The organism is Cylindrospermum sp. FACHB-282 (assembly GCF_014697195.1).
Classification (GTDB): Bacteria; Cyanobacteriota; Cyanobacteriia; order Cyanobacteriales; family Nostocaceae; genus Cylindrospermum.
Genome location: NZ_JACJRJ010000038.1, coordinates 55,764 through 65,146 on the forward strand (window position 1 = coordinate 55,764; position 9,383 = coordinate 65,146).

Annotated in this window: 8 protein-coding genes and 1 tRNA gene; 4 read left to right on the forward strand and 5 right to left on the reverse strand. The window is 42.7% G+C overall.

The window, feature by feature from the left end:
• Positions 1-495 precede the first annotated feature (495 nt).
• A complete protein-coding gene (locus H6G32_RS18865; protein ID WP_190460976.1) occupies positions 496-1,335 on the forward strand; it encodes a cell division protein FtsQ/DivIB in 840 nt (279 codons plus the stop codon).
• A gap of 967 nt (positions 1,336-2,302) precedes the next feature.
• Entirely contained in the window at positions 2,303-3,589 is a 1,287-nt protein-coding gene (gene ftsZ, locus H6G32_RS18870; RefSeq protein WP_190460978.1) for a cell division protein FtsZ, read from the forward strand.
• 858 nt (positions 3,590-4,447) lie between these two features.
• Here ftsZ and gshB read toward each other — a convergent pair.
• From gshB to H6G32_RS18890, 4 genes are all read right to left on the reverse strand, one after another.
• Entirely contained in the window at positions 4,448-5,440 is a 993-nt protein-coding gene (gshB, locus tag H6G32_RS18875) for a glutathione synthase (protein WP_190460981.1), read from the reverse strand.
• A gap of 118 nt (positions 5,441-5,558) precedes the next feature.
• The gene (gene grxC, locus H6G32_RS18880) at positions 5,559-5,831 is read right to left on the reverse strand and encodes a glutaredoxin 3 (protein ID WP_190460983.1); all 273 of its coding nucleotides are present in this window, start codon (positions 5,829-5,831) and stop codon (positions 5,559-5,561) included.
• A 224-nt stretch (positions 5,832-6,055) separates the two neighbouring features.
• Entirely contained in the window at positions 6,056-7,072 is a 1,017-nt protein-coding gene (locus H6G32_RS18885; protein WP_190460985.1) for an XDD4 family exosortase-dependent surface protein, read from the reverse strand.
• Between the two features lie 436 nt (positions 7,073-7,508).
• Complete coding sequence (locus H6G32_RS18890) at positions 7,509-8,390, reverse strand: 2OG-Fe(II) oxygenase (RefSeq protein ID WP_190460988.1); 882 nt, start codon at positions 8,388-8,390, stop codon at positions 7,509-7,511.
• 234 nt (positions 8,391-8,624) lie between these two features.
• Here H6G32_RS18890 and H6G32_RS18895 point away from each other — a divergent pair, with 234 nt between their 5' ends.
• Positions 8,625-8,789: a hypothetical protein gene (locus H6G32_RS18895; protein WP_190460990.1), complete on the forward strand. Its 165-nt coding sequence runs from the start codon at positions 8,625-8,627 to the stop codon at positions 8,787-8,789.
• A 15-nt stretch (positions 8,790-8,804) separates the two neighbouring features.
• Positions 8,805-8,875, forward strand: a tRNA-OTHER gene (locus H6G32_RS18900).
• A gap of 178 nt (positions 8,876-9,053) precedes the next feature.
• Here the strand turns inward: H6G32_RS18900 and H6G32_RS18905 are convergent.
• Positions 9,054-9,257 carry a hypothetical protein gene (locus H6G32_RS18905; protein ID WP_190460992.1) on the reverse strand — a complete coding sequence of 68 codons (204 nt, stop codon included), beginning with the start codon at positions 9,255-9,257 and terminating at the stop codon, positions 9,054-9,056.
• Positions 9,258-9,383 lie beyond the last annotated feature (126 nt).

Below are 9,383 nucleotides of genomic sequence, written 5' to 3' on the forward strand. Positions count from 1 at the left end.
TATGCAAGCAGATGATTAACTTGCTCTTTTGGTTGTGTCATGCAAAAAACAGTGTTCGACGCGCGATCTGCACCAAAGCAGCAGCAATGAAGCGCAAAGCATCCCTTCAGGGATACGCTATCGCCTCCGAAAGGCGCTTTACGCTATCGCTATGGGGGTGCTGTTGCCCAACCATCCTGAAAGAATGTTTGCACCGTGCCTTTAGCACGGTGGAGGCTTGCTGTATCCAGCAAGCCTCGGCAACATACGTGCCATCGCTGACAGCATCTGTTTAGTAGCATGGTAGAGATTTAATTGTTGTCCCTGATACGTTAATTGTATCTGTCCTTTTTAGATATGCTGTTGCGGTTTTAACAATTTCTAGCTTTTACCAATTTCTATGACGTACAACTGCACAGAACTGTGCAACTTGCCGTAGTCTAAGGTAAATGTATAACGGTGGGAGTTGGTCAAGATCCCACTAAAAATTTGGACTGAAACCAGAAAGGGGTTTAAATGGCTGGCATAGTATCAGTTTCCCGCACGGATTTAGCCCAGCGCCGTAAGAAATTACGTCGGCAGCGGCAGATGAAAATTATTCAGACTATTTGGCGAACTTTTGCCGTCACTGGACTGGCTAGTGGATTGCTGTGGGTGGCAATTCAACCAATGTGGGTGCTAAATGCTCCGGCTCAAATAGTGATGAAATCTGGCAATAAATTACTGTCAGATAAGGTAACCCAGTCACTGGTGGTACTATCTTACCCCCAATCTTTGTGGCGGATTGAACCGAAAGCGATCACCAAATCTTTGCAGCAACAACCGATTATTGCCCAAGCGACTGTCAGCCGGCGTCTGTTTCCTCCTGGATTAATCATCGAAATTAAGGAACGAGTACCAGTAGCGATTGCGCTCCGCGCAGTGCCGGGGGCAATCGCACAAACCCAAAAAGAGCAACGCTTACTAGACGCAAGTGGGATTTTGATGCCTTTAGAAAAATACACATCACTCAATCCCACAGCAAGATTGCCCAATCTCAAAGTTATTGGCTCACCAGAACAATACCGCCCCCACTGGACTCAAATTTATCAAGCTGTCAGCCAAAGTTCCGTGAAAGTCATGGAAATTGATTGCCAAGATCCCACGAATTTAATTTTGAAAACAGAACTAGGAAAGGTGCATCTCGGCGCCCTCATTACCGAGTTGCCTGAACAAATTCAGGTACTTGTCCAAATGCGCCATTTACCCGCAAAACTCAATCCCAGTCAAATAGAGTATATTGATCTGAAAAATCCCGAATCTCCATTAGTACAAATGAACCAAAATAAACAGCAAGTTAAATCCCAAACTCCCTAGAAAAATTTAGCTAGTTTAATGTATCAACTGCTCCTAGTAAATCAAGGAGTTTTATGCTGATAAATATATTTATTATTTTCAGTACTCCAGCAACCTTTGGGAAAAACCTGGACAAAATTGGCGGTTCCAACGCACCGAAGGCGGCTTATATAATCTCGTTTTCACACAATATCTTGGGTAATGCCGCGCTGCGCACCGGGTTTACCCATCTAACGAATAGATGTTGGATCAGGAACCGCCAATGAAAGGATAACTTTAATGAAACCCAAACAAAAATTGGCATGCAAGAAATTTTAATTAAAATGGGAAGATCAATGATGAAACTTCCTTTGGCAGCAAAAGATCATTAACTGCTGGTGAGTGAAGAGCACTGTTATCGGTTCCCATAGGATAGAATGTTGCTCCAACCAAGTGTCTGTTCAGGTACAGTAAACCGGAAATTAATCAGGGTGCTCTGTAGTCTAAAAAGCAAATTTTTCTTGACTGCAAGCTTAAAGACAAGTGAGTAGAAGGCAAAATTCTTGTCTTAAGTTGCAATTATTCAGTGGTTCTAGCGCTTAAAGAGAAAAAAACAACACCAATAGTTGTAGAATTAATGACCAATCTAAATTATTAGCAGAAATAGGGGGAGGGCATTGGAAATGCCAAAGGTATACTGTGCCAAATGGGTAACTTAATAGATAGAGGAGATATTAGCATCTGGTGGAAGCTATACAGACCAATTCTCGGTAAATGTAGGTATACTTCTGTAGGATTGGCTGTGCGATTGCCTCATCAAGGGCGCTCCGCGCAATCAGTTGCATCCAAGGCTATCCCATAGCTAATCATCGTACCTCCAATCCTGCTAGGGTTGGAAGTAGTGAGAACAATACAGAACAGTGCCATAGATTGTGGCAGTGTCAAACTATAGTTGACTCTTAGGTGAAGAACACCTGAAACAGTCGTTTATCTACTTTTGACAAATCCAATGACACTTGATAATAACCAAGGGCTTACTTATAAAAACTCCCACTCTGTGGGACAGCCAGGGTTCTCTCTGGCAGTTAACTCAACCAATCCCTTTAATAATTCTGGGCTGAACTACGGACAAAATCACGACAGTAAAAAGATGTCTGCTGAAAATAGCCGCATTGGCGAGATTGTTCCGGGTCGGGTTGCCAACATCAAAGTGATTGGTGTGGGTGGTGGTGGTGGGAATGCTGTTAACCGCATGATTGAGTCTGATGTCTCTGGGGTGGAGTTTTGGTCAATTAACACTGATGCTCAAGCTCTCACCTTAGCTGGCGCTCCTAGTCGGTTGCAAATCGGACAGAAGCTGACGCGGGGTTTAGGCGCAGGGGGAAATCCTGCCATTGGTCAAAAAGCAGCGGAGGAATCACGAGACGAGATTGCTACGGCTTTAGAAGGTGCTGATCTAGTATTTATCACCGCTGGTATGGGGGGTGGTACGGGCACTGGTGCAGCCCCGATTGTGGCAGAAGTAGCAAAAGAAATGGGCGCTCTCACTGTCGGTGTAGTCACACGTCCATTTGTCTTCGAGGGACGCCGCCGTACCAGCCAAGCAGAGCAGGGCATTGAAGGACTAAAAAGTCGGGTGGATACCCTAATCATTATCCCTAACAATAAGCTGCTGGAAGTGATCCCTGAGCAAACGCCTGTGCAAGAAGCTTTTCGCTATGCCGATGATGTTTTGCGTCAAGGGGTGCAAGGCATTTCTGATATCATAACGATCCCTGGTTTGGTCAACGTTGACTTTGCCGATGTTCGCGCTGTCATGGCAGATGCGGGATCAGCATTGATGGGGATTGGTGTGAGTTCTGGAAAATCTAGAGCTAGAGAAGCGGCGATCGCTGCCATTTCTTCACCGTTATTAGAATGTTCTATTGAAGGTGCCAGAGGCGTTGTCTTTAATATTACTGGTGGCAGCGACCTGACCTTGCATGAAGTAAATGCTGCCGCAGAAACAATCTATGAAGTGGTTGATCCCAATGCCAATATTATTTTTGGGGCGGTGATTGATGACCGGCTCCAAGGTGAAGTGAGAATTACCGTAATTGCCACTGGGTTTACAGGTGAATTACAAGCAGCACCACAACAAACTGTGACTAACGCAAGGGTTGTAACTCCAACTCAAAAGCGACCTACATCACAACCTCCAATTAATTCTCCCAGCCCAACTCCAGAACCCAAAGAAAAACCCGCATTGGATATTCCTGATTTTTTACAACGGCGACGTACACCACCAAAAAATTAAGTGATTTTGGATTTGAGATTTTAGATTAAATTTGCAGTCTCACGTTAAGCTGAGTGCTGTATACAATTTGCTAGTTTTAAAGTTTCACCAGGAACATGGGTAAGTAATTCTCTTGCCATACCCGATGTTGCCAATTGGTGATGAAATTTGTTCATGCTACCCTTGACACTCTCAGCACTCTTCGTGACCTTTTTTGAATTCAAAATGCAAAATAGAGCCTACGGCTCCCGTAAGGGATACAAAATTCTGTTAGTCAGAATAAAAACAATTTTGAATTAATTAATTCCGAGTACAGGCTCCCACTGATTCTAAGAATCAGCGGTCTACAATCAGTGGTAGCTCTGAACCCACCACTGATTGTCTTTAATTTTTAATTTTTAATTTTTAATTTTTAATTCCCCGTTCGCCTTTGGCGTCCCGTAGGGAAGGGGTTGACTGAGATTGTTTGGTCTAAGATATGACTTGCTCCTAGGAGGCTTTCACCGTTCATCTGACGCCCACGAAGCCAAACCGAGTAGAGGACTTATCTTCCAAAGCGGGGAAGAGCATCTAGCGCAAAAGTTCCTGTATGTCCTACAGTACTCAATCCTTGAATATCTCAGGTCTAAAGACGCGCTCGTTTTACGCTTGCCAGGATATTCTATAAACTTGGGCAACAGCCTGTTGATTTGGATTTCTGATAATTAACCCTCTAGCAGCTTTAGAGGCTATCTAGGCTTAGATCAGCACCTGTTGTCAAAATAGAAGGGAGGGGCCATTTATGAAGGTGAATGCAGGTGAGTTGTATATTTTTAACTAACCGCTTTCCTTGCCCAGAACCCAAAGCAAAGAAAGAAGAGTGGGTAATTGTAAATTAGTTTAGTTTTTTCCTTTGTAGAGTCTGCTCAACTGTAGAGTCTGCTCAACCCATTGCATGACTTGATGACCAAGCTGAGTGCTATCTAGGCGGTCGATCTCACGAATTCCAGTAGGACTGGTGACATTAACTTCAGTCAGATATCCACCAATTATGTCAATCCCCACAAAAATTAAGCCATCTTGGCGGAGTTTGGCGGCTAATTGGGTGCAAATTTCTTGCTCTCTTGGAGTAATTTCGGTTTGAGCCACAGTGCCGCCTGTTGCCATATTATTGCGAAAATCACTACCACTGGAAAGACGGTTGAGAGCCCCTATTGGTTCGCCATTGAGCAAGATAATCCGCTTGTCTCCCTCTTTGGCTTGTGGTAAGTAGGTTTGTACCATAACTGGTACTCGACCTTGGTAGGTACTGAGTTCGACGATGGAGTTGAAGTTGCGATCGCCTGATTGCAAAAATAAAATCCCTTCCCCTGCTTTGTTACCTAATGGTTTGAGAATTGTCGCCCCCTTGGCTTCTACAAATTGTCGAATAAACTGCTTATCAGCACTGACAATTGTTTCTGGAATCGCATTGGTAAACTGGAGGGCATACATTTTTTCATTTGCCCCACGGATGCCACTGGGACTGTTAATCATCAGGGTTTTATTTTGATCAACGTAATCCAGAATGTAGGTGGCATATAGGTAGGAGTCATTGACTGGTGGATCTGTCCGCATAAATACGGCATCCATTGTTTCCAAGGAAGTTAAGCATTTATCGCTCAATTTATACCAAGGATTTGCCGCTATCCAACGTCCTTCCACCAACGGCACTGGTACAATTTCTACCCGCTGTAGAATAGCCCAAGCTTTGCCCTCCATCACACTCAGCAGGTTAGCCTGAGTCACCCAAACTTCGTGTCCGAGAATTTGCGCGGCTTCCATTAGGGCAACGCTCGTATCATGACACGGGTCAAGCTGATGGATGGAATCAATGATAAAAGTCAGTTTCACTGTTTCAACCTCAATCACCAAGAATTTTATTCAATTCACATTATTCCCTGATGATCTCACTGATTGACGCAGAAGCTAAACGTCTTGTCGTCAGATATTCAGTTATGTGGTGATCATCCTACAGGTTATTGCTAGCAACTAGTAGGTCATCCAGCTTGCCTTGACGGTCTAAAGCGTGGATATCATCACAACCACCAACGTGATTGTCATTGATGAAAATTTGTGGTAAAGAGCGGCGTCCGTTGGCCCTTTGAGCCATTTTATCCCTTGCTATCTCATCTCCATCGATGCTGTATTCGATAAATTCAACCCCCTTGTTCTTTAGCAAATTTTTGGCACGTACGCAAAAAGGGCAAGTCCTCCAACTGTAAATCTCTACTTTTGCAGCCATAACGTCCTCAAATTGATTTCATACTCCTTAATTTTAAACGGTTGCTACTGAAATGGTCAAACGCCGCACCCACTCTTGGGTTGGGGTTTTACGCGCGTTCAATAAAAAGGTGGCTTCTTTCCCATACTGGGAAAGAATGGGTTGAAATCTACCCTCTATTGTTAGTTATGAATAGTCAGTTGTGTTTACCTGATTATTCATAACCCAGACAAAATCATCACAATTTAGCCTTTCGACTTTTTCCTCAATAGTTTCAGGGTTCCCAGAGCAAATAAGCCAAGGGCTGATGTTGCACTAGGTTCAGGAACTTGCCTATGTTCAGGCGTTGGAGTCGGAGTATAGTACGGAGTTGGGGTTGGAGTTGGAGTTGGAGTTGGAGTTGGAGTTGGGGTTGGAGTTGGAGTTGGAGTTGGAGTTGGAGTTGGGGTTGGAGTTGGAGTTGGGGTTGGGGTTGGGGTTGGAGTTGGAGTTGGAGTTGGAGTTGGAGTTGGGGTTGGAGTTGGGGTTGGAGTTGGGGTTGGAGTTGGGGTTGGAGTTGGAGTTGGAGTTGGGCTAATACTAGGCTCGCTCAGGCTTGTACCGTACTGGAAGCGAATGTTGCTAATACTGTTTAGATTAAAGCTAGTGGATAGCCCTGATAAAACAAAAGTGGCATAATCTTTAACAAAATTCTCCGCCTTATTGCCAACGAGTTGTGGGTTAGCATTAGTATCGTAACCAGAGATAATACCGTAGGCCATTTGCTTACCACCACCACCTTGGAAAATACCCAAGCCAGCAGTACCTATACCGTAGTTTTGGCTTATTCCAGGAAGGTCGGTTGAGCCATTGCCAGTATTTGGTAATTTCCACTCATCAAGAGCTTTAAGATCGGCATTTGTTGCGGTGATCTGACCATCGTTTATTACAGTCGGAGCTGTGGCTGAAAATAATGATAAGCCTGTGGGATTTCCAACCATGTCCCAAAAGACTGATGTTAGGACATCAGACGGATCTGAAGCACCTGGCCCGGTATTCTTCAGAGTGACTGTCAACTTACCTGAACTTATTAGTGAGTCATCAAATATGACTGATGCTCCCAGAGCGTTAGTGCTTCCACCTGAGTTGGAGTTGGTTCCAGTTGCTGAAAAAGTCAAAGAAGCTGCATATGCTTGAGGCATTTGTCCAGCAGTGAATACAGCTACTAAAGATATACCGCCAGTTATATAACCGATTACTTTATTTGAAGATAGTTGAGACACTTGGTTTTTACTCCTTGGTTGCAGCTTGTAAGCCATAAACTTTTTTACTATTAATCTAATTAATACATTAGTAAATACTTTTAGTCTCTTGTTTAACAGCAACTTCATTGAAAATTTAACTAGGCAATAAATATGAATTAAATCCCAAAATATGCACCTTAAACCGTCGCATCAAAAATAATGCAGAAAGAAAGCAACTATTGATAAATAATTCAAAATTCTCTCATAGCGCCGACCGCACCTACGCCCAGAAAATTCAAGATGGTTACATCAGGGCATTTAAACCCCGACTGAAACACAAGTTACGTGTAAACCTATGCCCTTGGCGTTCCTGTAGGGCAGGGGTATTAGACCCTAACATCCTGATAAATAAGGCTAGGTATTTAATATAACTAAATTTAAAGACTAGAGACTAGAGTATTTACACCGAATCATATTATCGACGAACCCAGCCGTTGATAGTAAAGCGACTATCGGCAAAAGCTTTGGAAGGGCAACTCACAGGCAGTACTTCGTGCATATAGCGACTGGGAAAGAACACAATGCTATTATTGCGAGGTTCTACTGTTTTAAAGGATTCGGCATTTACATAGGAGTTATTAGAAATCTTGCTGTCGTATATGAGTAATTCACCACCAGAAAAAGGCTTCGGAACTTGATAAAAGTAGTAAACGTAGGTTAGCTCTCTCGTAGCAGTTTCTGGACTACCATTATCATTATGAATTTTGTAATAATTACCATCATTATGTGCTGTCAGTTGAGTTTCGATTTGAGATACGGGAAATGATGGTAGACCTAATTTGCTAATTACATCAGGAATTATTGCTTGGATTTTTTTGACTATTAGTTCAGAAAAGTCAGTAAATGAATAGAGAACCATAGATTGGCGATAATTAGCATCATTAGTGGAAGTAGTCGTAGACAGAAAAGCTGACTGTTTTTGGAAAACATATTGAAGTAAATGTTTGTGTTCTTCCGGGTTAAAGAAGTTATCAAATTGTAGGAAATAAGAAGGTAAAATGTCATTTGCTACAGGTTGTATTGCCTCCATTGGCTGTAGCATAATTGGGGGTTCTGTCACTACACCAACGAGGTGTTCGCTGGGAAAACAAAGAAGAGAACGATCTTGATCTATGAGAATTTGGAATAAGCCATTACAAGCAGATTCTTGCTTATACGCACGCATGAAAATTGTTGTTAAAAGATTATGCAGTATAGGTGCATCTGATTTTAAATAAACAGTGTATTCATGTCCTCCAGCAAGAAGAAGCTTAACTTTGACATCCTTGGAATCAAGCTGTTGCGAAGTTGAATTCATAATAGTTGCCTGCTATGATATTGATAGCTGAGAAACCTGTTCAGCATCAGGGTGAAAAGCTAATTCCAAGTCTAAACATAAAAATATTTTTTAACCACCGAGTAATTATTGATTCTCAACCTTTTTTTGTAAAGATTATCATTAAGTAAAATTCACATAAGCTAACTTAGCTTCATAGAATCTCCAGAAGGAATATTTTTGTACTATTAGGCTGAATCCCAATCGGAAAAGCCCATGATATACGCAACAGGCAACAAATCAGAAAAACATCAAGTGTATGTAGCATTCCTAAAGGCAGCAATAAAATTGCTTGAAGATAAAAAGGCAGAAATCGATAAAGAACTAGTAGAGTTACGAACTAAATTGAGCGAGAATGAAAATTACGTACCAGAACAGTGAATCTACAATAGTGTTGCCCTAGTCATCTAGCCGAAGGATGCCCTCCCAATTGGCGGGTCACGTTGGTTCAAATCCACCCTGGGGCATTTGGCTATTCTCAATGATTATCAATAAGTAAACTCCCCCAGCACAGCTTCTTTAAAGGCGATCGCATCGAGGACGCCAAAGGCTGAAAGCACTGATTTATATAGCTTTAAAAATTCACCCCCGAACTCTTGGTAGGAATCCGGGGGTGAAGTGGTAAGACCTTGTTGATATTGAGTATCAATTAGGCTTTAATTGTAACTTTATCTGCTTAATTTCTGTATCCTGCAAGGCATTCGCCGCCAGGACTTCATGCCGCAGGAGGCGGATATCACCGCGAATTTCTTGCAGCGTGCTCCCAGCCGTAAACCCCCCAGTGGAGATAAACATCAAAAGACTTCCAGCTAAAGCTGCTCCAGAAATCATTAATCCAAGTTTTTGCATATTTTAGGGTGATGCGATCGCATCAATTTTGTCTTCGATTCGTGCTAAGTCAATTTCTGTAGTCGAGGTGTCATCGCCATCGTACTGATAAATATCTATGCTCACATCCACAAACCAGGGTGGCGG

Coding starts and splice junctions, on each gene's coding strand:
- H6G32_RS18865 (WP_190460976.1), top strand. CDS start 496: ATGGCTGGCATAGTATCAGTTTCCCGCACGGATTTAGCCCAGCGCCGT.
- ftsZ (WP_190460978.1), top strand. CDS start 2,303: ATGACACTTGATAATAACCAAGGGCTTACTTATAAAAACTCCCACTCT.
- grxC (WP_190460983.1), bottom strand. CDS start 5,831: ATGGCTGCAAAAGTAGAGATTTACAGTTGGAGGACTTGCCCTTTTTGC.
- H6G32_RS18890 (WP_190460988.1), bottom strand. CDS start 8,390: ATGAATTCAACTTCGCAACAGCTTGATTCCAAGGATGTCAAAGTTAAG.
- H6G32_RS18895 (WP_190460990.1), top strand. CDS start 8,625: ATGATATACGCAACAGGCAACAAATCAGAAAAACATCAAGTGTATGTA.
- H6G32_RS18905 (WP_190460992.1), bottom strand. CDS start 9,257: ATGCAAAAACTTGGATTAATGATTTCTGGAGCAGCTTTAGCTGGAAGT.